21 protein-coding genes are annotated in these 25394 nt (G+C 48.1%); 15 read left to right on the top strand and 6 right to left on the bottom strand.

The features are described 5' to 3' along the window. The first annotated feature begins 151 nt into the window (after nucleotides 1-151). The 5 genes from OEZ43_07330 to OEZ43_07310 all read left to right on the top strand — a co-directional run bounded on the left by OEZ43_07330 (nucleotide 152) and on the right by OEZ43_07310 (nucleotide 7491). Nucleotides 152-730, top strand: coding sequence for a hypothetical protein (locus OEZ43_07330; protein ID MDH5545386.1), 579 nt, complete (start codon nucleotides 152-154; stop codon nucleotides 728-730). 198 nt (nucleotides 731-928) lie between these two features. Next, a complete protein-coding gene (locus OEZ43_07325; GenBank protein ID MDH5545385.1) occupies nucleotides 929-3253 on the top strand; it encodes a hypothetical protein in 2325 nt (774 codons plus the stop codon). 50 nt (nucleotides 3254-3303) lie between these two features. After that, nucleotides 3304-4386 carry a DUF5723 family protein gene (locus tag OEZ43_07320; GenBank protein ID MDH5545384.1) on the top strand — a complete coding sequence of 361 codons (1083 nt, stop codon included), beginning with the start codon at nucleotides 3304-3306 and terminating at the stop codon, nucleotides 4384-4386. Nucleotides 4387-4432: 46 nt separating this feature from the next. Beyond that, on the top strand, nucleotides 4433-6541 hold the full coding sequence (gene recQ, locus OEZ43_07315; GenBank protein MDH5545383.1) for a DNA helicase RecQ: 2109 nt from the start codon (nucleotides 4433-4435) through the stop codon (nucleotides 6539-6541). A gap of 164 nt (nucleotides 6542-6705) precedes the next feature. After that, nucleotides 6706-7491: a methyltransferase domain-containing protein gene (locus OEZ43_07310; protein MDH5545382.1), complete on the top strand. Its 786-nt coding sequence runs from the start codon at nucleotides 6706-6708 to the stop codon at nucleotides 7489-7491. A gap of 106 nt (nucleotides 7492-7597) precedes the next feature. Here the strand turns inward: OEZ43_07310 and ettA are convergent, their stop codons facing one another. Both ettA and OEZ43_07300 read right to left on the bottom strand, forming a co-directional pair. Then, nucleotides 7598-9262, bottom strand: coding sequence for an energy-dependent translational throttle protein EttA (gene ettA, locus OEZ43_07305; protein ID MDH5545381.1), 1665 nt, complete (start codon nucleotides 9260-9262; stop codon nucleotides 7598-7600). Nucleotides 9263-9401: 139 nt separating this feature from the next. Beyond that, nucleotides 9402-11180, bottom strand: a complete 1779-nt coding sequence (locus OEZ43_07300; protein MDH5545380.1) for a LysM peptidoglycan-binding domain-containing protein — start codon at nucleotides 11178-11180, stop codon at nucleotides 9402-9404. Between the two features lie 330 nt (nucleotides 11181-11510). On the opposite strand from OEZ43_07300, the gene OEZ43_07295 reads away from it, so the two are divergent. Genes OEZ43_07295 through dnaQ form a run of 3 tightly spaced genes read left to right on the top strand, consistent with a single transcriptional unit; the run spans nucleotide 11511 to nucleotide 13458 of the window. After that, nucleotides 11511-12284, top strand: a complete 774-nt coding sequence (locus OEZ43_07295) for a class I SAM-dependent methyltransferase (GenBank protein ID MDH5545379.1) — start codon at nucleotides 11511-11513, stop codon at nucleotides 12282-12284. Next, on the top strand, nucleotides 12284-12724 hold the full coding sequence (rnhA, locus tag OEZ43_07290) for a ribonuclease HI (GenBank protein ID MDH5545378.1): 441 nt from the start codon (nucleotides 12284-12286) through the stop codon (nucleotides 12722-12724). The genes OEZ43_07295 and rnhA overlap by 1 nt, the downstream gene beginning before the upstream one ends. Next, nucleotides 12724-13458, top strand: coding sequence for a DNA polymerase III subunit epsilon (gene dnaQ / locus OEZ43_07285; protein ID MDH5545377.1), 735 nt, complete (start codon nucleotides 12724-12726; stop codon nucleotides 13456-13458). The genes rnhA and dnaQ overlap by 1 nt, the downstream gene beginning before the upstream one ends. Before the next feature lie 6 nt (nucleotides 13459-13464). On the opposite strand, the gene OEZ43_07280 is transcribed toward dnaQ, so the two are convergent. The 4 genes from OEZ43_07280 to OEZ43_07265 all read right to left on the bottom strand — a co-directional run bounded on the left by OEZ43_07280 (nucleotide 13465) and on the right by OEZ43_07265 (nucleotide 18097). After that, nucleotides 13465-13653, bottom strand: a complete 189-nt coding sequence (locus OEZ43_07280) for a hypothetical protein (protein MDH5545376.1) — start codon at nucleotides 13651-13653, stop codon at nucleotides 13465-13467. Between the two features lie 140 nt (nucleotides 13654-13793). Beyond that, nucleotides 13794-16184: an EAL domain-containing protein gene (locus OEZ43_07275; protein ID MDH5545375.1), complete on the bottom strand. Its 2391-nt coding sequence runs from the start codon at nucleotides 16182-16184 to the stop codon at nucleotides 13794-13796. Between the two features lie 80 nt (nucleotides 16185-16264). Next, nucleotides 16265-17719, bottom strand: coding sequence for a sodium:proton antiporter NhaD (gene nhaD, locus OEZ43_07270; GenBank protein MDH5545374.1), 1455 nt, complete (start codon nucleotides 17717-17719; stop codon nucleotides 16265-16267). Between the two features lie 57 nt (nucleotides 17720-17776). Next, on the bottom strand, nucleotides 17777-18097 hold the full coding sequence (locus OEZ43_07265; GenBank protein MDH5545373.1) for a 4a-hydroxytetrahydrobiopterin dehydratase: 321 nt from the start codon (nucleotides 18095-18097) through the stop codon (nucleotides 17777-17779). Nucleotides 18098-18281: 184 nt separating this feature from the next. Between OEZ43_07265 and OEZ43_07260 the strand changes: the two genes are divergently transcribed. The 7 genes from OEZ43_07260 (at nucleotide 18282) to OEZ43_07230 (ending at nucleotide 25394) form a co-directional block, all read left to right on the top strand. Then, nucleotides 18282-19112, top strand: a complete 831-nt coding sequence (locus OEZ43_07260) for a UDP-3-O-acyl-N-acetylglucosamine deacetylase (GenBank protein MDH5545372.1) — start codon at nucleotides 18282-18284, stop codon at nucleotides 19110-19112. Between the two features lie 75 nt (nucleotides 19113-19187). Further along, nucleotides 19188-19427, top strand: coding sequence for a DUF2934 domain-containing protein (locus tag OEZ43_07255; GenBank protein ID MDH5545371.1), 240 nt, complete (start codon nucleotides 19188-19190; stop codon nucleotides 19425-19427). An 84-nt stretch (nucleotides 19428-19511) separates the two neighbouring features. Next, entirely contained in the window at nucleotides 19512-20891 is a 1380-nt protein-coding gene (locus tag OEZ43_07250; protein ID MDH5545370.1) for an HDOD domain-containing protein, read from the top strand. 247 nt (nucleotides 20892-21138) lie between these two features. Further along, nucleotides 21139-22479, top strand: a complete 1341-nt coding sequence (locus tag OEZ43_07245) for a GGDEF domain-containing protein (GenBank protein ID MDH5545369.1) — start codon at nucleotides 21139-21141, stop codon at nucleotides 22477-22479. Nucleotides 22480-22568: 89 nt separating this feature from the next. Continuing rightward, the gene (hemH, locus tag OEZ43_07240) at nucleotides 22569-23594 is read left to right on the top strand and encodes a ferrochelatase (GenBank protein ID MDH5545368.1); all 1026 of its coding nucleotides are present in this window, start codon (nucleotides 22569-22571) and stop codon (nucleotides 23592-23594) included. A gap of 34 nt (nucleotides 23595-23628) precedes the next feature. Beyond that, nucleotides 23629-24153 (top strand): porin family protein, encoded by a 525-nt coding sequence (locus OEZ43_07235; protein MDH5545367.1) that lies wholly within the window; start codon nucleotides 23629-23631, stop codon nucleotides 24151-24153. Between the two features lie 35 nt (nucleotides 24154-24188). Further along, a complete protein-coding gene (locus tag OEZ43_07230; protein MDH5545366.1) occupies nucleotides 24189-25394 on the top strand; it encodes a LysM peptidoglycan-binding domain-containing protein in 1206 nt (401 codons plus the stop codon).

The following is a 25394-nucleotide window of genomic DNA, read 5'->3' as shown; positions in this document are numbered from 1 at the left end:
ATATTCTGGCCGCAGGTGATTGTTTAAGTGGGGAAAGTCTTGGGATTAGCTTTTGTTCCTGAAAAACCATAATAACAACGTGTTAGATTTGAATTTAGAGTGAGTTAAATGTTACGCTTCCCGTTCAAAATACTTAAAAAAAGGAAGTGTTATGTATCATCCAATTAAAAAGTGTATCTTGGCTTTGTCACTTTTACTGGTTGCGGGCAGCGCCCTGGCCGAAGGCGAAGCTTTCAGGGAAAAACGCAGTTCAGGGCTGAGTCTGGAGCTGGGTTGGAATGGCCTGGTCGGCTTTGGACCGATCTTTCACAAATATATTTCACCCTATTCGGTTTTTGATGCCGGATTCGGCCTAAGCAGTGTTGGCTGGAAAGGTGGCTTGCGCTATCGCCAATTGTTTTCCAAAGGGCAAACAACACCATTCATTGGTGCAGGAATTTCTTATGGCACTGGAACCTCAGGTGTAGTGGTGAGTCTTCCTGATTCCGAGACGAATCAAACTGTGGACATAACAATGGATGCATCGCCGTTCGCGCAACTCGTTGGGGGTGTAGAGATCGCTACCCAAGGCGGATTTCTCACCACACTATCTATTGGCTACGCTCAACTATTGGTAGATAACAATGTAAATGTGGTATCGGGCTCGCCCAGTCAGACCATGCAGCAAGTTATGGATTTGGCGTATGGTAGTGGTATCCATATCGGCCTGAGTCTAGGCTACCTATTTTAGTCGTTAATTTCTGTGTAATGGGCGTTTGTGTAGGCAGCATACGCCCATTACCTATGTTGCCTCTTCTGCTGCTATAAACTGCTACACGTTTTTGTCATCCCCAGATAATGCCCCATTAATCCCCATCCTGTTTACTGTTCTTCCTCGCAAATAACCAACAATACATCAAGATTCAGTCAGCTATTCCCGAGGGAGACCATGAGCCTGCAACGTATTTGTTTATTGCTGATTTTTCTGCTGCTCAGCGCCTGTGGTGCGGGGCAAAAGGAAAGTGTGCGTCTCTCGGGGAAGGCGGTTAAGGGAATTCTAAGCCAGGCAGTCGTCACTGTTTTCAGCCTAAATACGGATGGCGTACGTACCCCGATCGGTTCAGGTACTACCGACCAAAACGGGTTTTATGAAATCGTTTTCGACGAGCCTGTTGCGGAACCCGTCTTAGTGCAGGTGCGTTCAAACACTGATACGACCATGTATTGTGATACACAATTGGGGTGTTCAAATGCAGACGGAAATCGCGTTGAATTTGGTGAACAACTTCAGCTTCCAGAAGCATTTGAGATACAGGCCGTTATTCCGGCGATAAATGCGGGCCACAATACGGCGAATGTTCATTTTTTCTCACATCTTGCCAGCCAGTATTTGCAGTATATTGGACGAGAAGAAACTGGTGTGGTCGATGCTATCAGCGTGGCGAAGGCCAACGCCAAAGTCACCGACCTGTTACAACAGCTTGATGTCATTGGTGCCGGAGACGATGTTTTACACGCGAATCTAATTGATCTCGCCGATCGACAACAGCTTCTCCAGCATCTCAACGGCGAAAATGCTCGTGCAACGCTTATGAGCTTGTTGCAGGCCTCAGTCGCACGGCAAATGTTTCGGAATTTTGAAACAAACACGCAGGCCGCAACATTACAGAATCCTCAGGCCATGTTTGTGAATAGCATGCCGCCCTCTGCATCCCTGATGTTAGGTCTAAGAAAGCCGAAAAATCTTTCCGAATCGATGATCTTCTACAGTAGTGAATTTCTTCGGAATCAGGGCGAAATCAAGTTATACGCCAAGTCCAACAATCTATCCGTACAGGATTTGCTCGAAGGCATAAAAGAAGAAGCGAAAGCTTTAGAGTTATACCATGCTGATATCAATCTATCCGATGTTATCGAAGTCGCGGATGCGGGTTTGGCAAAGTTGAATATTGCTGACCAGGCCTCGCCGGAACAAATACTCCCGACGAATACTGAAGATTCCTTGGTCAGAGACTACACACCCGATGTTGCCCCCAATGATGAATCTGCGCAAACCGCTAAGACGTCGACATCACCTGAACCCGAGTTGGTGCTTGGAATTGTCGATGAAGTGGATTCTGCCAAGCGCCTTGTGTCGACGGTGCGCACGTTTGGCCATGTCTGGAATGAAAACCAGAGATACTTTGGACAGGTGTTGTTAAACGGTTCCGGAAATGAGATTGATGTGAACAATCTCAAATCGCGTTTTAAGACCGTCGTCGGCCAATTGAGTCATACATATTCTCGTATAGGTGCACTTAGCGCCGCGATGTTGAATATGCTTTCCTCGACGTCTGATGTGAGCTACGACATCGGCGCCGATCCTGAAAACTATTTTGCAGATGATCTTGCGCTTAGTGGTATTGTCAGCATAACGAACACCAATCAGCAACAGGTGATCGAATTGCACCAGGGTATGATTGACGGCATGGGACCTGTCAGCCTGGTGTTAGGTGTTGGAGTATCCACCAGTTGCACATCTTGCAATTATGAAACTGTACCGTTGTCGCTATTGTTAACAGTTGAGGGTGTAGACAAGACGCTTTCCGTTGATGCGAGTTCAGCGGAGTTTGTAATCGGTATTGATGCTAAAACAGGTGCCAGACGTCCTATATCTCTTGCTTTGAATGATGCGATGCTGAGTGCAAGTATAGTAAATACGAATACGGCTGAAACAATGTCTCTCGATAAGGTCGTTATGGATATGCGATTGCGCTGGTATACGCAAGAGACACGATTGCCAACCGTCGATAGCATCGCAGTGCAAGGTATCTTGGAAACGTTTCGGTCTGGTACAAGCCTACAGCACTTTAATGGCCGCCTCTTTTATAACTATCTAGGCGATGGAGTTACTACTGCACAAACCGAGGACTTCGCAATACGCGCCAGTTTTGTCGCCAATCTATTGGTACCCGATGCGCAAAATGCAGACTACGCAAATTGGCAGCAAGTAGAAGTCAAGGCCGACATGAGGCAGTCGCCTGTACTCGGCACCGACAGGTCGTTGAATATTCGTTATGGCAATGAATATCTGTCCTTTACTCAATTTGGAAGTTCGGGCACTATTCGAATTGCTAATCGTTCTGGTGCCGTCATGTTGGCGAGCCTGGACAGAAGTAGCGGAGAGCTTGTATCGGGAAGCGTGCTGGTTAGAGGTGCTCAGGTCGCCGGTATTAGCAATACAGCATTGGGCCCATTACTTCGTTATAGCGATGGAAGCCTGGAGAGTTTTTAGAAGACTAATGGAAAAGTCGTCTCGATTAATCGAGTAACTGAAAAACATTGATGCGTCCTCTTTTTGTTTATCTTTTCTCTTTTTTCTGTATGTTTGCGAACGCCTTTGCTTTTGCATCTCCCGCAAGTTTGTATCTTGAGCAGCAGGGGTTTGCCAATAGCGAGGCTGTGCCTCTTTCTTTTATTTCAAAAAAGTGGCAATCCGACCATCAGACAGGCGAATTCTCTGAAGGTTTGTTGGAAATTGAAAATGGTGTGCGTATCGGCGACGCAGGCTATGCGTTTTTGTATCGTTACGACATTCAGGCAAAGTATCACCCTGACACCATCGACTTTTTTTTCAATGTAAAAAATCGTCTTCCTTTAGAGGATGGTCGTACTTATACCTTGGCTATGGAGATAAACCAGTTTCGCGCCTTCGGTGTGCGAGGGTTTCGTCGCATGCACGTGAAAAAGAATTTGTCTTTTGATATTGGCGTGAGTTTGCTACGGGCACATTTTGTTACGCTTGGCAGCATGCGTGGCGAAGTCAGCAGTCTCACCGCGCCTGATTATGACTTTAACTTCGACGTTGACTATAGCTATAGCGAAGACTATTTGTTCGATCGTCCGGTGCAGGGGCCGACAGGATGGGGAGTAGCGACAGATGTAACAGTGCGCTGGAAACCCCTGTCACAGCTGGATATCGAATTCGCGGTTCAGGATGCATTAGGTTTTATTGTTTGGCCGGAAGCGCCACATACGCAGGCCAGCGCGGATTCGTCTGTCAAACGCTATGACGAAAACGGCTATCAATATTATCAGCCGGTCATGTCCGGAAAGGAATCGCATCAGCGCGTGACGCAGCAGTTGCGCCCCCGTATACGGTTATCCAGTACCTATGCTAGCCGCATGGGTTTTCTTGCAACTGGTCAAATTTTCACCATACGATATCAAACCTATCTGGATACGGGAATTGGTTACAAAATAGGCAACACACAACTGGTACTGTCGAGAATATGGGGCGCGGGTGCCTATCAGCTGTCGGTGCGCGGAAAGTACTGGCATCTCGCCATCGCCGCCGACCATAGCGAACTTGATAAAACACATAGCGCTGTCGCCAATCTGGGATTTTCCATACCGCTACATTGGTAACTTTCTGGCGGCTGCCTGGCCGAGGACTGTGCTATTATCCAGTCCTATGCAACAGGCCATAACAATACTAAACCAGACCTTCGGCTACGAAGCCTTTCGACACCATCAGCAGGCGATTATTGAACAACTGGCGCAAGGCGGGGACGCGCTGGTATTGATGCCGACGGGTGGTGGTAAGTCACTCTGCTATCAGATTCCGTCGCTAATGCGTGAGGGCACCGGTGTGGTGATTTCACCTCTCATTGCTTTGATGCAGGATCAAGTGGAGGCACTCAGACAACTGGGAATTTCCGCTGCCTATCTCAACTCTACATTGGACAATGAAACACAAAACCAAACCATTAGTGCTTTGCTCAATGGCGACTTAAAGCTGCTGTATATTGCGCCAGAGCGCCTGATGAGTTCGCGTATGCTGGATATTTTGTCGCGCACACGGGTCGCACTCTTTGCCATTGATGAAGCCCATTGTGTGTCTCAGTGGGGACACGATTTCCGTAAAGACTATCAACAGCTCAGTATCTTGCATCAGCGCTTTCCTGATGTGCCACGTGTAGCCTTAACAGCGACAGCCGATCCGCGCACGCGCGAAGAAATCGTATCGCAGTTGGCACTGGAAGATGCCCAGGTTTTCGTCAATAGTTTTGATCGACCAAATATTCATTACGCCATCAGCGACGCACAAAATGCGCGCGAGCGCCTGTGGCAGTTTATTCAGCAACAACACGCGGACGACGCGGGAATCATTTATTGTCTTTCACGTAAACGTGTGGAAGAAGTCGCGCAATGGTTGAGCAGCAAGGGGCGGGTCGCCTTGCCATATCACGCCGGTCTATCGGCAGAGATTAGACAGCGAAATCAGCAACGTTTTTTGCGTGAGGACAGTGTGATCGTCGTCGCCACCATCGCCTTTGGAATGGGCATCGACAAACCCGATGTGCGCTTTGTCGCGCATCTCAACCTGCCCAAGACAATAGAAGCCTATTACCAGGAAACCGGTCGTGCCGGTCGTGACGGTGAGCCTGCTAATGCGTGGCTGAACTATAGTCTTCAGGATTTAATTCTGTTGCGACAAATGATAGAAGATAGCGATGCGGCGCAGCAGTTCAAGCAGGTGACCCATCACAAACTCGAAGCATTAATCGGTTTATGTGAAGCAACGACTTGTCGACGTCAGATTTTGCTGGCGTATTTCGGAGAGAAGCGCAGCGAACCTTGTGGTAACTGCGATGTGTGTCTGAGTCCTCCGCAGACCTGGGATGCAACCGAGGCGTCACGCAAGGCACTTTCCTGTATTTACCGTACCGGACAACGCTTTGGTGTGAACTATGTGATCGATGTCCTGACAGGTAAAGACGATCAGCGCATACAACAAAACGCGCATGATAAGTTATCGACTTTTGGCATCGGCAAGGAACTCAACGCAACAGATTGGCGCAGCGTGTTTCGCCAGCTAATTGCTAAGGGTTATATCGCCGCCGACATGCATCGACACGGCGCGATCTTTCTGACCGAACAGGCACGCGGCCTATTGCGCGGCGAGGAAACCTTGCAATTGCGACAATCAGTGACACCGGTGGCACGCAAGGAGCGTGAGGAAAAGAAAACATCGGCTATGCGCGTCATGGATGAGGATTTGTTTAATGCGTTGCGCGAAAAACGCCGCGAATTGGCCCAACAAAACGGTGTGCCGCCGTATATTATTTTTCATGACCAGACCCTGCAATCGATGGCACGCTTGCGGCCTTTGAATCTCGAGGCGATGCGTTTTATCAGTGGTGTTGGCGAACAAAAACTGCAACGCTATGGTGAAGTGTTTTTAAAAGTAGTCCAAGAGTTTCCATTGCCCGATTTGCTCAATAACAAGCTGAGCGACACGGTCAATGAAACTTTATTTATGTTGACTCAAGACATGGATGCCGAAGCAATCGCCAAACATCGCAAGCTTACTGTGTCGACGGTTTACAATCACCTTGCAGACGCTATCGAAGCCGGATTGCTTAATCCTCTGGATGTCTTGCCGATAGACAAAGACGTGATGCAGGAAATCATTTATGCAATTGAAATGTCCGAGGACGATCGCCTCAAGCCTGTCTACGAGAGTTTTAATGGCGAGTATGACTACGGTTTGCTACGCTGCGTACAGGCCAGTCTTTAGCCTGTACACGTTTTGCTGTTGGTATGATTCTTCATTATTAGCACGCTATCACAACTGGTTTTAAACCCGCGCAGAAAGACAGGGACATAAGTCCCTGTCCTGGTTTGACCGACGTCTTCCAAAGCAATACTATTTTGCCGGTAACATGAGGACAAAAAAACGTAATGGAAGAAGACCGTAAGATCGACGTCGAAGCGGAGTTTTATCAGGGTCGCATTGTTCACAGACAAAGTGATGAGCTTGGCGAAGTCTGCGTTATCGACTTCGGTCAGCAACGGGTGATGCGATTTGACGATGGTTTTGGTCAAAGTCGCAAAGATTTATTTCGCCCAGCGTCCCTGGTCTACGAATACATGCGCGCCATGATTATCGGGCAATTATACGCGCCGTCGAATCATGCAACAGTGCTTGGCCTCGGCGGTGGCGCTTTGGTTCGCGCGCTACGTAAATTGTTTCCGGCAATGTCGATATCTGCTGTGGAATATCGTCAACTGGTCGCCGATATTGCGAGTGAATATTTTGGTTTGCCCAAAGACGCAAGGTTTGCACTTTATGTGGCCGATGCCATGGACTATCTGAATACACAAGCTGACGAAAGCACTGATGTGATTTATTCAGACATGTATCATGCACATACGGAAGCGGGTATTCAAAGCCAGCCGGACTTTCTGGTCGCGTGTCATCGCGTGTTAAGACCACAAGGATGGCTAATTATCAATCACCACCAATTGCCAGAATTTGGTGGCCAATACTATCAACAGCTGACATCGACATTTAACACGATACGTTTGTGTACAACCGGTAGCGACAATCATATTATCTACGCAGCCAAAACAAAACCCGTGCCATCACCAGAATCGGATAAGGAAAAATTGCAGGAATTCCAAAAGCAATTGAATTGTCGCCTTGATGAGCTTTATCTACGAGTTGGCGAAATCAATCGGGTATAAAGAAAAACGTTTTAAGAGCGTGAAAATCCTCGACCGCATGTTCAGATTCCGGCCCAAATAAAAAAGGTGCGAAGACATGTTCTTCGCACCTTTATCACATTCCGTTTTAGGAAATCTTTTTGTACTTAAATCGCTTCGGTTGATCGGCGTCTTCACCTAAACGGCGTTTACGGTCTTCTTCGTAATCCGCAAAGTTACCCGCAAACCATTCCACATGGGCGTCGCCTTCGAAGGCCAGCATGTGTGTCGCGATACGATCGAGGAACCAGCGATCATGCGAGATCACCACGGCGCAGCCGGGGAAGTCGAGCAATGCCTCTTCGAGTGCACGCAGGGTTTCCACGTCGAGGTCGTTGGTTGGTTCGTCGAGTAAGAGTACGTTTCCACCGCGGCGAAGTAGTTTGGCGAGATGTACCCGGTTGCGCTCACCGCCAGATAATTCACTAATGCGTTTTTGTTGATCCGAACCTTTGAAATTGAAACGGCTGCAATAGGCGCGTGATTGAATTTCGTAGCTGCCCACCTGGATGATGTCCTGGCCGTCAGAGATTTCTTCCCATACGGTTTTGCTGCCGTCGAGGCTGTCACGACTTTGATCAACATGGGCTAGATCAACGGTGTCACCGAAATCGATAGAACCGGAATTCGGTTCTTCCAGTCCGGCCAGCATGCGGAACAAAGTCGTCTTACCCGCACCGTTAGGGCCGATAATGCCGACGATGCCACCTTGCGGCAGACTAAAACTCAGGTTTTCGATCAATAGGCGATCACCAAAACCCTTGCTGATGTTATTTACTTCAATCACTTTTTCGCCCAGACGCGGACCCGGTGGAATATAAATCTCCTTGGTCTCGTTACGCTTCTGGTTTTCGACATTACTCAATTCTTCAAAGCGAGCGAGACGCGCCTTGCTCTTGGCATGACGTCCCTTGGGATTCGTGCGCACCCATTCCAGCTCTTGCTTCATGGCCTTCATGCGCGCAGTTTCCTGCTTCTCTTCCTGCTCTAGGCGCTTCTCTTTTTGCTCCAGCCAGGAAGAGTAATTTCCTTCCCATGGAATTCCGTGTCCGCGATCCAGTTCCAGTATCCAGCCCGCGACGTTATCCAAAAAGTAACGATCGTGGGTAACGGCGATAACGGTACCGGTGTAGTCGTGAAGAAAACGCTCTAACCATGCAACCGATTCGGCGTCGAGATGGTTGGTCGGTTCGTCGAGCAAAATCATATCGGGGTGAGAGAGCAATAGACGACATAGCGCAACACGGCGTTTTTCTCCGCCAGAGAGTTTGCTTACGTCTGCATCCCAGGGTGGCAGGTTTAATGCGGATGCTGCACGTTCCAATGCGTTTTCCAGATTGTGACCGTCAGCGGCCTGAATGAGATTTTCCAGTTCCTGTTGTTCTTTGGCCAGGGCATCGAAATCCGCATCGGGTTCGGCATAGGCTGCATAGACCGCATCGAGACGAGCCAGGGCGTCTTTGACGGTGGCGACTGCTTCTTCCACATTACCGCGTACGTCTTTTTTAGGATCGAGTTGCGGTTCCTGAGGCAGATAGCCAATGCGAATATTCGGCATTGGGCGAGCTTCACCATCGTATTCCTTATCCACACCGGCCATAATTCTTAGCACAGTCGATTTACCCGCACCATTGAGGCCGAGTACGCCGATCTTGGCGCCAGGGAAGAAAGATAGGGATATGTCTTTGATGATTTCGCGCTTCGGTGGGACTACCTTGCTCACGCGATTCATGGTGTAGATGTATTGCGCCATTGTCACTCTCGTAAGGGTTCAGATGATGGCGCAGTATATCACCGTCTATGGTTAGAGTGGCATGTGGCGTAGCGAGTCAGCATACAAAAAAGACAAAAAAAAGCCCGGTTTAAACCGGGCTTTTGATCAATTGATTTGCCTATACACCGGCTTGTCTGGTCACGTCGACGTAGAGTGTCAGACGTTGTCCAGGACGCAGGATGACTCCCTCTTTGAGGTTGTTCCAGCGCATGACCTGGTTTATACGCACGTTAAATTTGTCGGCAATGCGTGCCAGTGAGTCGCCGCGTCTGACGCGATAGCCAATCTTCTGAGTACGGGCATGTGGCGAAAAGTTTTCTTTGGCTGCTGTAACCTGGCGACCATACTTTGTCCAGATGACCAGCTTTTGGCCTTCACGCAAGGTATCTCTTGGCGCAAGGCCGTTCCATTTAGCCAGTGAACGCACACCGACTTTATAGCGACGGGATATATCCCAGAGTGTGTCGCCGGAGCGTACATGATATGTGACTTTTTGTTTGCCGCTGTGTTGTCTGTTTTGAAGAGAAGACAGTCGTTGTTCGGCACTAAGTACGTATTGGGATTTATTTTTTGAGGCAACCGGTATGATCAGGCTTTGACCCGCGCGTATCATATTACCGCGTATATTATTGACGTCTTTGATCAAGGCAACCGTGGTGTTGTACTTGTCAGCGATAGTCAGAAGTGACTCGCCCTGACGTATGCGGTGACGCTCCCAGCGTACTCGCTCGCTTTCAGGTAAATTCGCCAGGTTTTCGCGGAAAGTATCCTCGTTTTCCAGAGGCACCATTAAAAAGTGCGGACCTTTCGGATCGGTAGCCCAACGATTAAATCCAGGGTTGAGCATGTACAGTTCCTCAACGCTGATATCGGCAAGTTCCGCTGCCAGTGCCAGATCGATTTGCGAACCGGTTTCGACCCTGGCCAGGACAGGTTCATTCGGAATGGTCTGTAGCGACATTCCAAATTTCTCTGGTTCATCTACGATGGTAGAGATTGCCAATAACTTGGGAACATAACCGCGAGTCTCATCGGGCAGATCAAGTGAGAAAAAATCCGTTGGCTTGCCTTTACGTTGATTTTTGCGTATCGCTTTTGAAACCGTTCCAGCCCCGGAGTTATACGCGGCGAGGGCTAGTAGCCAGTCACCTTTGAATCCACGATGGAGGCGCACCAGAAAATCCAACGCTGCGCGTGTCGAGGCGATAACATCACGACGTCCGTCATACCACCAGTTTTGCTTCAGGCCATAGAGTCTTCCGGTGCTGGGAATGAATTGCCAGATACCGGCGGCACGTCCATGAGAGTAGGCAAACGGTTGAAACGCGCTTTCGACGATAGGCAGTAGCGCAATCTCAAGCGGCATGTCGCGCTTCTCCGCTTCCTCGACGATGAAATACATGTAGCGTTCGGCACGGCTGGTGACACGGTCGAGGTATTCGGGATGATTTCCATACCACCGTAATTCCGCTTGTATGCCCGGGTGGTCATGGCTGGGCAGGGCGAAACCGTGACGAATGCGGTCCCACAAATTATTAAACGTATTTTCAGCCGCAAACTCTACGACTGGATAGGCATAGGGAATAGCGACTTCATCATAATGACTGGGCGGTAGTGGTTTTTGTCCGGGCAAATTACCGGCAACCCGCGGTGAAACCACCGGTGACAGCTGCGTACCCTGTTGCATAATACTGGAGGTCAAACTGGCTGGGTCCAGATCTGGCATCCAGTAAGTGAATAGCGGCTCATCGTTTTGCCAGCTGTCCAGGCCTTCCTGGTAAACCGACATATCTTCCTGTGGCACGGGCGGCGTAGAAGTGGTGGCGCAGGCGCCAAGCAGCGAAAACGCTGCAGCCAGTGCGAGTGTCTTAGGGCAATTACATAATAATTTTTTCATTTGATCCAGATGCTTATATCAATTAATTGGTATACTTCGCCTACTTCACATATTCCTTGCGGACGGTCACCGACAAAAACAGAATTTCAGTTCAGGTTTTTTGGCAATGTGGAAATTAACTTGTTGTTATTAAATCAGTTATCGTTTGATTTAATAGCGGTTTCGTAACGAAATTCTTTAATCGGTTATAAATAGCAAGCTTGGTACCAGGCAGCGGTAAATTTTTTACACCGATTCTAACAGGGATATAATAAACCGATTTTGTTAACACATGCTATTTTTTCTAATGAAGTCAGATAATTGAAAAGTTTCTCTCGGTCTCGACAATTGGTGGATAAGCTGCGCAGGAAATCGGCGCCGTGTGGGTCTATTGGACGTGCCCGTCGGGAGTTGCGTCGCTGGTATCAAACGCCATTGGGCCAGGCCTATGGGGCGCTGGAAGTCATGCACCTCGAAGAAGTACTGCCTACGCTCTTTGGCTATCATCTTCTGCAGATAGGCGCCTATCGCCAGCCGTATTATCTGGAAAAGAATCTCATCAAACACAAAGTCATCGTGGATCGCAATTTGGGCGACGGCGAAGTAAAGGTTAACTTACGATCTAAAACCGAGCAGCTGTGTATTGCCACCGACAGCGTCGATGTGGTGTTACTCGATCATGAATTGGAATTGCACTCTGATCCGCACAGCGTCTTGCGCGAAATCGACCGCGTGCTGGTGCCGGAAGGGCGCATTATTATTTTGGGTTTCAATCCCTGGAGTATGTGGGGCGCGCGCAGATTATTAATGCCCTGGGGCAAGCAGTTGCCCTGGTGTTGTTACTTCTTCAGTCCGTTTCGGGTGAAAGACTGGTTACAACTTCTGGGCTACGATTTGGAAATCGTGAATACCTATTTTTATCGCCCGCCATTTAATTACCCGTGGTCGGTGGATCGTCTGTCGCTGGTAGAGAAAATCGGCAGCAAGGCGTGGCCGGCATTTGGTGCAGGTTATATGTTAGTGGCACGCAAGCGGGTATCCACCTTGACGCCAATCGGCACATCCTGGCGTCCGACGCGACGCAAGTTGAGCCCCGGTTTAGTAGAAACCCGGGAGGAAGCATAATGCAGCGGGTGGATATTTTTACCGATGGTGCCTGTCGTGGTAATCCTGGTCCGGGAGGGTGGGGCGCCTTAATGCGTTATGGTGAAGTTGAAAAAGAACTCTATGGCGGCGAGGCCCTGACCACCAATAATCGCATGGAGTTACAGGCAGTCATCTCTTCGCTTGCACAGCTCAAACGCCCTTGTGAAGTCCATGTGACCACCGACTCCAAATACGTCAAGCAAGGCATCACCGAATGGATACATAACTGGAAGCGCAATGGCTGGCGCAACGCCAGTAAGAAACCGGTTAAGAATGCCGAGCTGTGGCAACAACTGGACGAGTTGGTTACCGGGCATCAAATCAGTTGGCATTGGGTAAAAGGCCATAGTGGTCACGCCGAGAATGAACGCGCCGACGCCCTGGCGAATAAGGCCATCGACGAATTGCAGGAGGATTGATGAGACAGATCGTGCTGGATACGGAGACTACAGGTCTTGAGCCTTCGCAAGGACATCGCATCATCGAGATCGGTGCCGTCGAACTTATTAATCGTCGATTGACCGGGAATAACTTTCATCAATACCTGCAACCAGATCGTGACATCGATGCGGGCGCACAGGAAGTCCACGGTATTACCTTGGAGTTTCTCGCCGATAAACCACGTTTTCACGACGTCGCACAGACGTTTCTGGATTATATAAAAGGCGCGGAACTGATTATCCACAATGCGCCATTCGACGTTGGATTTATCAACCATGAATTTGGGTTGCTAGGAGATGATTGGGGTAAGGTCGTTGATCATTGCGAGGTAATTGATACGCTGGTAATGGCGCGTCAGCTACACCCAGGGCAGAAAAACAATCTCGATGCCTTGTGTAAACGCTATGAGATAGACAATTCTCATCGCGACTTACACGGCGCCTTGCTCGACTCGGAAATTCTCGCCGATGTGTATCTGGCCATGACCGGTGGACAATCCGCAATGTCGTTTGAAGGACTCGGTTCCTCATCAAATCCAGTGGATGAAAACGGATTGCCTGGTTATGCGAAGTTGAGTGCTGAGCGCAAACCATTACGAGTCTTACGTGCAAGCGTTGCGGAATTAGAGGCTCACCAGGTGCGTTTGATTGCTATCGATAAAGCGTCTGGAGGTGAATGCTTGTGGAATAAGGAAGTGACGGCGGGCAACTAGCGGTTGTTATCGATTACCACGTGCATCACGCATGTCGTGCATGTCACGCGATTCTTGCCTTTCCTGACGCTGGCGTCGTTGGTTTTCCGAGACATCTTCACGCATAGATTCGATATCTCTGTCCGCTCGACTATGTTCACGTGATTTTTCCAGCGCATGACGCACGGCCATGGGTAGCTGTATGGTTGCCCGCAAACCCTATGCAGACCCTTCATCAAAACGGGCAACAAGAATTGAAACGGACCAGCAATTTCTCATATGTGTTTTGGCCGATAGGATTGAACAAAAGTACAATCTATATTCTGAATGTGTCTGGTGGCTTATTTGGTGAATCCTTAAGACTTCTTTAGACCCCATGGTGAGTTAAACAGCCACTCGTCTAGCGCTTGTTCAGACATAGGCTTCCCCATGTGATAGCCCTGAATAATATCGCAACCGAGTCCGCGCAGCATTTCCAGTATCTCCTGATTTTCCACGCCTTCCGCAACGGCAATCAGGTTCATATTGTGTGCAAGGTCGATGATGGAATTAACGATGACAGCGTCGTTGGGATCATCAAGCATATCCATTACAAATGAACGATCAATTTTTATCTCGTCTACGGGAAGCGTTTTCAATTTACTCAGAGACGAGTAGCCCGTGCCGAAGTCGTCTATCGATATTTTGATGTTCTGATTTTGAATCTGCCGTAGAAAACTCGCCGATCGCTTGGGATCGGCCATGAGGCTGGATTCGGTAATTTCGAGATAAAGCGTACCGTGTTGGAAAGAGTGCTCATTTATTTGACGAAGCAGGCGCTCGGTGATTTCGCGTGAGTAAAGTGATTTGGAAGACAGGTTGATCGCAATGCTTAAATCGATACCTTCTTCATGCCAACGCTTGGACTTTGCCAGGGCCTTATTGATTACCCAATCAGTAATCATGTGTATACTGCCGGTTTTTTCCGCATGAGTGATAAACTGATCAGGGAATATCATCTTGCCGTCTTTGTTCCAACGTATAAGCGCCTCGACACCACAAACCTGACCAGAGATCATGCTGATTTTGGGTTGATAGAACAATTCATACTCGTCGTTTTCAACCGCGTGTTTGATATCCTTGTCCAGGCTTAGTATCTCAATACTGTGGTTGTCCGCATGTTGTTCATATACATAGTAGCCAAGCTGGTGATTCTTGGCGTGATACATCGCAACATCGGCTTTGCGCATCAAGGTGCTAGGCTCAGCGCCATGAATGGGAGAAATGACGATGCCAATACTAATGCCCACGCTGAATTCAAATTCTTCAATTTTGAAAGAGCTGGAAAGCTCACGCAGAATTTTCTGCGCGATTGCGGTGGCATCGTTCACATTGCCCACGCTCGGCAATATCGCTGCGAATTCGTCACCACCAAGTCTGGCGACATCGGCTTCCTTGGCCTTTTCGACTTCCCATTCATCAATGCGTGTTAACAAGTCAGTTTTTCTTAGCACGGTTTGAAGGCGTTCACTGACTTGTTTCAGCAATATGTCACCAGCGTGATGGCCGATGGTGTCATTTACTTGTTTGAATCTATCGAGATCCATTAGAAATAGGGTGAAGGGTACTTGCCGTTCCACTACTTGATGGGTGTATAGTTCCAGCTGTTTCTGCAATTGACTGCGATTAGGAAGATCGGTTAGTGGATCGGTATAGGCCAAACGTTCCAGATTGCTATAGGCTATCTTCAATTCATGACTGAGCGAGTTGACACTGGTCGCTATGCGCATGATTTCCGGATTTGCCTGTATCTCGACGGTGGTTCCCAATAGTGATCTATCCGACTGCAGTTTATGCAAATGAGAGTTGAGTTTGTGTAGAGGCATCAATGCGTTTTTTGTAATGACGAACAGAGACAGCATGATGGCAATCAGCGTGATCAGGCTACCAAAGATCAGCGCATAAAAGCGCAGTGTGGATAGGCTTGAGTCGAGTGAATGAAAGTTTCTGGCAACGCTTATTGTCAGTCCAGGGTGACCTGCGAGATCGAGTTCCGTATACTGCGCTAGTATGTAGTCATTGTCTGCATTTACTGATTCCCAATTGACACTGGTGTAGATTACTTCACCTTCCGCAAGACTTAATTGAATCGGTAAACTGAGTTCCTGTTCAATTGCCATGTAATCTTCCACGATATCCGTGACCAACATCAGGTAACCACCAGGTCGAAATGTGCCTATAGAAAAAATGGATAACATTAGTTGTTTTCCATTTGACCAACAGAGATTGTTAGTTGGTTTGAGATGTTCAACACCGACGCGTTGTTCCACAGCAGTCAAGAACGAGGTGCAGTATGGAAAATCCAGTTGTATTTGTTTGCTTCCAGTCGAGCCAGCAATAATCTTGTAATTCAGATCGAGAATATAGATATGTTTTAGATCCAATACGTTTGCAGTGACATAGTATTGCGTATATTGCGCTTCTATGATGCGTTGCAAAGTGTTGATGTCGCCTTTGATGGAGGCTTTGCGAAATCCTTCCTCCCGTTGAATCGCTTCGGACAGATTGCTGACTGTTTTGAAATGATTGGCACGAACTGCCTCTGCTTCAAACGAAATGATAGCGGAAAGATTCTGAGATTCATTTTTCAGAACCAGTTGGTGATAAATTTCGGTAGTCAGAAAAATCAGAATTAATGAAACGACGCCAAGAAAGAGCATCGATAAAATCGTTGCTCCTTTCAATGATAGGCGTCTGTTTTCCTGCATAGCGAGTTTGTCCCTGAGGGAATTCACAGGGACTAGATCGGCAGGGTGATGTAATTAGTTTAGTGAATTTAGATATTTAGTTATCCAGCAACAGGAACTGAAAAACTACTGGAATTGATCCATAAGTGTGCAGCGATACTCGCGGCATAGCCCAGCGCAATAGCTGGTGTCCATTTCAAATGGGAGAAAAAGGTATATTTGCCGCGGGATTGTCCCATTAAGGCGACTCCGGCTGCAGATCCAATAGACAAAAGGCTACCACCAACGCCGGCGGTCAATGTCACCAGCAACCATTGCCCCATAGACATGTCAGGTTGCATCGTTAAAACGGCAAACATAACGGGGATATTGTCGACGATAGCCGAAAGTATACCCACCATGATGTTAGCTGTAGTAGCTCCCCAGTCGCCATACATGACTTCCGAGGCTAATGCCAGATAACCAATAAAACCCAGCCCCCCGACGCATAACACCACGCCGTAGAAAAATAACAAGGTGTCCCACTCGGCCCGGGATATTTTCCGGAACACGTCAAAAGCAATTACGTCTCCAAGCATCTGATCCGCTTTATCCTCAGAGTATTGCATGTCGCGGTGATGCGTTTTTCGCAAGTAGAAGCCAAAGAACTGCAGAAAGGCAAGTCCCGTCATCATGCCGATAACAGGCGGCATGTGCAGGAAATTGTGAAAGCTGACTGCGGTCGCTATGGTTAACAAAAATAGAAAAATTATGGTAAATCCACCGCGCCTTACCTGCACGTTTTCACCGTCTGCCTGAGGAGTGATATTGGGTATGGCGAAATGCATTATGGCCGCAGGAACCAGGAAATTGACTACCGACGGTACGAACAGCAGGAAAAACGTCCAGAAATCGACTATGCCTTTCTGCCAGACCATTAATGTGGTGATATCACCAAATGGGCTAAATGCGCCTCCGGCATTGGCGGCTACGACAATATTCACACAACCAATAGCGATAAAACGTGGACTATCCGCGCCAACAGACAGCAGTACTGCGCACATGAGTAATGCAGTCGTCAGATTATCCGCGACTGGTGAAATGAAAAAGGCCAGCGTACCGGTTAACCAGAAAAGTTTGCGGTAACTGAAATTCTTACTAACAAGCCAGGCACGTAATGCATCGAATACCTGGCGCTCTTCCAGGGCGTTGATATAAGTCATTGCCACAAGCAAAAACAGGAAGAGTTCGGCAAATTCCAGCAAGTTATGTCGAACGGCGGCTTCTGCTTCGTGACCTAGCCCATTGGCTGAATAGGCTACGGCGATTAAACCCCAGATAAGACCGGCGGCGAATATGACCGGCTTGGATTTACGCATGTGGGTAAATTCTTCCGCCATCACTAAAAGATAGGCGATGACGAATATGCCAATGGACAGAAAGCCGACGGTGTGTTGGGTCAGATTCAGCGTCTTAGCGTCGCCGGATGCCAACGTAGCGAATGGCATAGCGAGCAATAAAATAGTGAATATATAGAGGGCACTTTTTTCAAGGCGTTTCATAAGCAGTAGATTCATAGGTGATTTTTAGCTTGAGAGTGTGTCGTGGTTTGAATACGGAATATTGGGAGTTGGCTACAATTTATCAATTGCATGGGCGAGAATAAAATCATTTTCGTGCAAACCGCCAATTTTATGAGAATAGATAATGACCTCAGCATATCCCCAACCGAAGGTGATGTCAGGATGATGACCCTCGTCTTCTGCAATTTGTCCGACTTTGTTCACGAACGCCAGACTTTCAGCGAAGTTGTCAAACGCGAAACGTCGTCTAATCTTGGTGGCATTATCGATCAAAGCCCACTTAGGTACTTGTTTGAGCAAAGATTGCGCCTGTTCTTCCTCAAGAGGGGGGATGCCGCCACGGCAAGGTACGCAGTGTTTGCTATCTAGCATAGATTTTGCTCTTTCAATTTGAAATTCAATTTTTAGCTTAAGGTTATCTGCGACGCTGTCGAAACAAACATTCTATATTAGGTGTTTTCTGCAGATCATAGCGTGCCTTTGGCAATATTATCGCCGGGCAGGGCCAATTCTATAGAGCTTGTCAGGTGATCGCCAGTAAAAAAAGGATTCATCCATGAGACAAAAAACAATAGTGAATACCATAAAGGCCCGCGGACGAGGACGCGATGGCGGGGAGACAATTAATATGCGTCTTTCACCCGCGCCTGAAAACACCGGCATAATTTTCCGAGGCAAGACAAATTCTGGTAAACCCATTCAAATACGTGCGGGTTTGAATACGGCGACTGTAGAAAACAATCACCTGGTTTTGACCGATCATGGACAAACGATGGCAGATGTTGAACATTTATTGGCCACCTGTTACGCGATGGGGGTTTGCAATCTGTATGTTGACGTAGATGGTGATTGTTTACCACGCCTGACGAGCAGTGCCGCTGGATTTCTATTCTTGCTGCGTGCAGCGGGCTTTAAAGAACAATGCGCCGAATTGCCGCAGATAAGATTTCAAGAATCGCTATTGAAAAAGCGGAATAACAGTTGGGTTCGTATCAATAGCTTTAATGGCCTGCGCGTCGCCTGTATCAATACCTTGGGTGAATCCGCAGCATCTGTGCATCGTTCCAGCGCGGTTGTCGATGTGTCACCAGCCGTATTTGTCAGTGAGCTCAGTCATGCGCAGGATGTGGCTGATGTTGATATCAGTAATGCAAGATTCAGTGAGCAGGCAGCGCGGAACATGCGCAATGTTGCTCAGAGATCCCAGCTAAATCACATGGTCGTACGGGTATTGTCAGCGCTTTCACTGACCTATACCTGGTTCGACGGTTGTTACACGGCGTTTGATGCGGATATGTCACTGCATTTATCAGTGCTTCGCGATCTGACGAGTGGTAGTGAAAATGTTGACGACGTGGACCGTCGCGACAGAATACGTGCAATTTAAATTCGAACGGATTCGAATTTGTGAGAAGAGGTTCCTATACTAAGAGAGGAATCTCACTACAAGGAGGGTACACAAGTGACCTCAGTCAAACCGCGCGGTAAAACAGTAAAGGCGACACGCCAGACAACGACTACCAAGCCACGGGCAACGAGCAGGATTACGAAGCCTAATGTTGAAGTAGACGATGATAAGCGCCAACAAATGATCCGAGAGGCGGCGTATTTCAAGGCTATGGGCCGTGAATTTGCCAATGGCAGCCCGGAACAGGATTGGATTGAAGCTGAGCAAGAGATCAATCATTTGATTGGTGCCTGAGCCGTTTTGTCCCGATGCGGGAGAGATAGATAGTTCTTGCGTGACTGGGGGTCGCATTAACATCGGCCACACTAGCGGTACTTTATGTCGACTATTGGTGAAGTATTACAATATTTTCAAAAACAAAAAATCAATTATTCCGTCGTTAAGTACGCTGGTGACCAGGAGTGCCAATACCGGATTGATACACGCCTATTGTGTGACACGCAAGGGCTGGTAATTAGCGCCTATCCAAAAGATTCCAATATCGATCTCAATGCCATTCGAAAAATTACGCATCGGAAACTCGACTTTGCTACGCAGGAATGCATCGCACGTTATAGCCAAACGCTGGGAACAACTTCTGTTCCACCATTAGGCGTGCTGTGGAATATTCCTACCCTGGTGGAAAGCTGTCTGTTTAGTTGGCCTTTTCTGGAATTTATAGTCGATGGGGAACATGTGGTGCGTGTCGATGCGCAATACTTTTCCTCCTTGTTTCCAGGAAAAAAGGGTTTTGCATTTGCGCATAGGCAAAAAGTCGATAACTCCGTCGGGGAATCGGACGATATGGCGACTCATCACTTGCTTAGTGATGTCGATACGACGCGGGACAGTAACCAGCTTTTTGCAGAGACAGAAGTATTGTCGCAATTAAAGCAGGTAAAGTCATTACCAGTAATGCCGGGCATTGTGCACCAACTATTGCGTCTATTGGGAAATGATGAGGCAGGCATTGATGAATTGGTGGAAATCGTTGAACAGGATCAGGCACTCTCGGCGCGCATAGTGTCTCTGGCGCGTTCGGCACATTATTCGTTTCAAGGTGATGTGAATAGTGTATTCGATGCGATTTACCGCGTTATCGGTTATGACGATTCAGTTAACGTCGCGCTGGCGATGTTGTTTTCCCATCAGTTTCACGCGCCACATGAAGGACGAGTGGGCGTCAAAGCGATATGGGAAAGCTCTCTTTCAGAGGCCATCGTATCGCGATACATCGCCTTGCACACGCCTTTGCGGAAACGGGTAACGGCAGGGATGAGTTTTCTTGCGGGTCTTTTGCATAGCATTGGATATTTGACGCTGGCGCATCTTTTTCCCCGTGAGTATTCGGTTCTCAATCATATCGTCAGTGGTATGCCCGAAACGCCATTACCAGAACTTGAAGACGGTTTGATGGGAATCCGGCCTGAACAGGTGACGGTTCACGTGTTGCAAGCCTGGAATCTTCCGCAAGCCTGCATTGCGGTATGTGAATCTTCTGACATTCCGGTAACCAGCGAGAATATTGCTTATCTGCATTGTTTTAGGCTGGCGCGATTTGTGTGCGCCAATCTCCGCAAAGATTTCTCCGAAGTACCCGTATCCGTCCGTGAAATTCTCCAATCCTATGACATGGATCTTGACACACTGATGCAGGCGATAGTCAAAGACAACGTCGCCGCTGAGGTGCCATTTCTGACCGAAATCATGTTAGGCTAAACCTTTCGGTCAATATGGACATATGTTAACCGTTATAGCGCTGTTTTTTTTGAAATCTACTTACTATAATGCCCAATAACCATGAATTGCCGTAGTATCCTCGAACATCTATCGAAGCGAATATTCGATGGTGCTTGTGAGTTGGCAATTTCGTCGTATTTCTTACTCAATAAAAACAAAACATCTGAAACATAGCTCCAAATAAAAAAGCTGTTTTAAAAACAGGGGCGGATGGGGAGCAATAAAATTGAACTTAGGCAAAGATACTGTCTTGCTCAAGGCTGCCACCTTGCGCAAGATTATGCGCTTGCTCGATGGTCTGTCCGCATCTGATTCGGGGCATATACTTCTGTCCCAGATTGGGCATATGTTGGCCAGTCACGAGGACGCATGCTGCGCCCGCGAGCATACGCTGGTGGCATCTATCGGTTTTCTTTTGGATGCCATATCCACTCATCTTCCTGCAGATACCAAACTCCAGACCAAAATCAGCCTGCTTCGTGCTCGCATGACGCCTCCTCTCGATGAAGTCGAAATGGATGCTATCCGTGAAGCAGTCGAGCAATGCGCAGACGAAATAACCTTAGTCGAAGGTGCGGTAGAACAGCAGGTTCGTACTATGCTCAAGCCCTTGCTCGAAGCTTACGGGATGAGTGAGACCCCGGGATCAACTACCTCTGAGGATATAAACACAAGAGGCAAGATACATTATCTGCAAAAGCGATCGGTTGCGGAAACCCGTTCCAAGGTAACGGATGAAGTCAAAAATGGAGTCGTTTCGAAGGGAATGAATATGGTTATGGATTCGTTGACTGCGCATGAAAAAATCGTTGAAGGGCTAAACAAAAGCCGGGAATTTGGCAAGCTGCTCGAAACCGAGCTTGAAACCATACGCGATATTGATCATCTGAATGAATTTGATAAACGTAAACAGGCACTGGTCCATGAACTGGAAAACGTGCTGCAGGATCACCAGCAACTGGTCGAAAACTTTCAAACCGTATCCAGCTATCTTGCTATGGTGCAGCATGAAGGCAAACGACTTAGTGAGGAATTGAATCGGGTAACCACCTTGAGCCTCACCGATGATTTGACCGCGCTTCCCAATCGAAGGGCGTTTATCAAACGGCTCAAGGACGAAATCAGTCGCGCCCAGCGCTACGGCAATTCTCTGGCCCTGGCCATACTCGACCTCGATCGTTTTAAACCTATCAATGATAACTACGGGCATCCGGCAGGCGACGCGGTTCTCAAGTGTTATTCTCAGGATGTGCTGACAACTTTTCGACATAACGACATGGTTGCTCGATACGGGGGTGAGGAATTTGCCGTAATTTTCCCCAATACAGCGGTTGAAGGTGCATATAAGGCATTGCAGAAAGTATTGAAACGCGCCAATGAGACGACTCTGCAGTTTGAGGGCAATAATATACGCTTACCGGGATTTTCCTCTGGCCTGGTGGTATTTGAGCCAGGCGAGAGCCTGGACGCACTTATCGGGCGCGCAGACAATGCCTTGTATACGGCCAAAAAAGACGGTCGCAACCGCATCAATATGGCCTTGTCCGAATCGGCCATTGCTGAGTAACGCCTAAGTCGTCATCTGCTGGCCACCTGTCATTCGATTGGTGAATCTGGTACCCTTGGCCACCGAATTTAGTGGGTACAGGGGGCGAAATGCCAGCATATATTGCCGGGCTGGGCAGAGACGAGAATACTGACAAAATCGGGGTGTTGCTTGCCAATTTAGGCACACCCGAAGCGCCTACCAAAGGCGCTGTTCGACGCTATCTCAAAGAATTTCTGTGGGATCCGCGCATTGTCGAGGTGCCAAGGTTTATCTGGTGGTTCGCATTGAACGGCATCATCCTCAACATCCGGCCATCAAAATCTGCCCGCGCTTATAGCAAAGTCTGGACTGAGCATGGTTCGCCGCTATTGTTGATCTCGCGCAAACAGCAGAAAAGTCTCCAACAACGATTGGATAAACATTATCCTGGCCGCTTTGTGGTGGAGTTGGGTATGCGCTATGGACATCCTTCTATAAATACAGCCTTGGAAAAACTTGCTCACGCTAATGCGCGTAAACTGGTGGTGTTACCGCTCTATCCACAATATTCCGCGACAACCACCGCATCTATTACTGACGGTATGTTTGACGTCTTTAAACGCTGGCGGGTGATCCCTGAGTTGCGAGTCGCCACGGAATACCACGTGGACAATCACTATATCCAGGCACTCGCCGATAGTGTGAGCCGCTACTGGCAAGCGCACGGCAAAGGCGACAAGCTATTATTTTCTTTTCACTCAATACCAAAGCGCTACGCGGATCACGGCGATATTTATCCACAACATTGTAAAGCGACGGTACAGGCGCTTGTCACCAGATTAGGCTTGCGTGACGACGAGTGGGCGCTTTCCTATCAGTCTAGGCTTGGAAGAGAAGAATGGTTGCGGCCGTATACGGATGAAACCGTCGAATCACTTGCTGCTCAGGGCGTTAAGCGACTGGATGTGGTTTGCCCAGGCTTTTCGGCCGATTGCCTGGAGACACTGGAAGAGATCGACCAGGAAAATCGCGATTTCTTTTTGTCCAAGGGTGGGAGTGAGTTTCACTATATTCCGGCGTTGAATGATGATGATGCGCATATCGATATGATGGAACATCTGGTGTTGGCCCAGGCGGGAAACTGGCTAGAATAGTGGTAATAATAATTCAATCGCTCGTGAGGATGTTGTGAGTAGACGTTTAATTTTTCTAGTTATTTTGTGCACACTTGCTTGGTCAAATGCACAGGCGCGGGAGGGTGTTAGCTATATACTGCCCAAAATTACCGCTATGGTGTTCGATGACAACCCCCAGTGGCGTAAACCGCTGTATACCGTCGGGGCTTTTTACGGCTATGGTCTGGACAATAATCTTTCCGGTGAAATCGAAGGAAATTACGGTTTTTATGGCGGTGATTATACGTCTGCAGAGGGCAATGGCAGTTTTTCCTATTGGGATGTAGCTGTATACGGCGCCTACCGTTATCCTGTTTTAACGGAGGGCTATCTAAAGTTAAAAGCCGGCGCTGTCTATATGCATAGCGAACACCTAAGACCAGCTGGCGCAGGCACGCGCATTAGAGAAGGTCTGGAGTTACAGTTAGGCGCTGGTTTGGGCTATGTGTTTAAGAGCAAGATAACCTTGGAGCTTGAATATACACGATTAAAGAATAACGCGAATAATGCGGGAGTAGCGCTGCATTATCCATTCTAAAGTTTGTTGCGCAGTACCAAAATTGAGGTTGTGTTGTGAAAATAATAATAAGAGGCAAGGTCGCCGCACCTATTGGCGGCGCATTTCTGTTTTTGCTCAGCAGTTGCGGTGTTATCCCCGTTCCTCCTATTGAGTCACCTTCCGAGCCAGTTGACCTGCCACAAATAGAAACAGGTCTGGACGTGACGGCAGAATCTACGGAGTCGTCAGAAGAGGTCGAGGAAATTGGGGCGCTTCCGCAGACGCCAGATCCTGAATCCCACCGTCCAGTTTTGTCCAGTGTCAGAGAGTATATCCAACAGGGCATACTTTATCTGCAGAAAGGCGATCAGAACGGTGCGCGTTGGGCATTCAATGGCGCGCTTGAACTGAGTCCAAACAATAAGAGAGCCAGCAAACTGCTGTCACAGTTGGACGATGATCCTGTTGAACAGCTGGGAAGTGAGAGTTTCGAATATCGTATTGAGTATGGAGATTCGCTATCGAAACTGGCAAAACAGTATTTGAATGATCCACTGCTGTTCTATTTGCTCGCTCGCTATAACCACATTGAAAAGCCCAGCGACGTAAAAATGGGGCAGAAAATCCGGATTCCTGGCGAGCAGTCTGTGGCAGATTCCGATACCAGGCTGGCTGCGATGCCCAACACCGATTTACAACGTGCAAACAGCCTGTACGAACTCGGCAAATACAGCGATGTCATTAACGAGTTGGAAAATAGCCTGACCGAGAAGGTTTTGTCCGATAGCGAGAAGAAGGCTTTGAATCATCTGCTGACCAATGCTTTGCTCAAACAGGCAAGCCATCTTGAAAAACAACAAAAAACACTGGCGGCAAAAGACTTATTACATCGTGCAACAGCTTTACAGCCCGGAAACGCAGACATTCGTTTTCAACTGGAAGCCCTTTCCGCAAAAATAGAGGTCGACCAATATTATCAACAAGGTCTACGGGCAATTGAGAATAGTCAAAACGAAGAGGCCTTTAGGGCGTTTGACAAAGTATTGGAACTTCAACCCGATCACATTCAGGCTAAGGCGAAAAAGGAAGCCCTTTTTCTTGAAGTCGCTGACAGTCTTTACAAGCGCGCGTTACTAGCTCAACGTCGACAGGATCTCGAAGGCGCGATTTTGTTATGGGATGAATTTCTTTCCATGATGCCAGAAAACGAAAATGCGCGACTCTATCGGGAAAAAGCCATACGGATGAAAATAAATTTGAAGAAATTCGCTGCGCAATAG

The sequence above is a fragment of the Gammaproteobacteria bacterium genome, assembly GCA_029881255.1.
Taxonomy (GTDB): domain Bacteria; phylum Pseudomonadota; class Gammaproteobacteria; order S012-40; family S012-40; genus JAOUMY01.
The sequence above is the reverse complement of the archived record's forward strand: the minus strand, read 5'-3'. Positions and strand labels throughout refer to the sequence as shown.